The following is a 651-nucleotide window of genomic DNA, read 5'->3' on the forward strand; positions in this document are numbered from 1 at the left end:
TTCAAACACCAGCTAGGCCGTAACCCTGAAACGGGTGAAATGCCAAAAGACGTATTTGAGCAAACAGAGCAAGTGTTTACCAATATTGAAGTTCGCTTTGGCGTCGGTTGATGCAAACCTGAAAGATGTCATCACGTCGAAAGTCTTTATTCAAAATCCAGACAACGTTCCGGCTGTGATGGAGTTTGTTGGCACTAAGTTTCGCGGTGTGAACCCAACCACCACGGTCACTTGTCCTCCGCTCGGCTCAACTATTTACGAAGTCGAAATTGAAGTTGACTGCTTATCGCGGCGCATCACAGGCAGACGTAGAGGAAATCGTGCTTTCAAGATAGAGGCGGCTAAGGGCGCCGTATCGAGATGAGCGAGAGGTTAGGATGACAAAAAAAATCATACGACTGGAAACATCAAACGTTTTGCCGAAATCCATCCGGAGTAGTGACTATCGGCGGTGGTATTTGTCGGCGCGAGTGCTGCGCTGACATTAGCCGAAAACAACGTCCCTGTAGTTTTGATCGAGAAAGGTTATGTAGCGGGTGAGCAGTCATCACGAAACCTTGGCTGGATCCGCAAAACCAGCCGACACAAAGAAGATGTGCCTTTGGCGCTAGCAGCAGACCGTTTGTGGGCTGGTATGAGTCAAAGAGTTGG

General features: G+C 48.8%; 2 protein-coding genes. Both read left to right on the forward strand.

Features of this window, described 5'->3' with window-relative positions; translation table 11 throughout:
* Nucleotides 1–97 precede the first annotated feature (97 nt).
* A complete protein-coding gene (locus CIK04_RS29975) occupies nt 98–364 on the forward strand; it encodes a hypothetical protein (protein WP_325206027.1) in 267 nt (88 codons plus the stop codon).
* A gap of 87 nt (nt 365–451) precedes the next feature.
* Nucleotides 452–651, forward strand: a 200-nt coding sequence (locus tag CIK04_RS29980; protein ID WP_325206028.1) for an FAD-dependent oxidoreductase, incomplete at its 3' end; no start/stop codon positions are given.

It is taken from the genome of Vibrio sp. 03_296 (assembly GCF_002265885.1).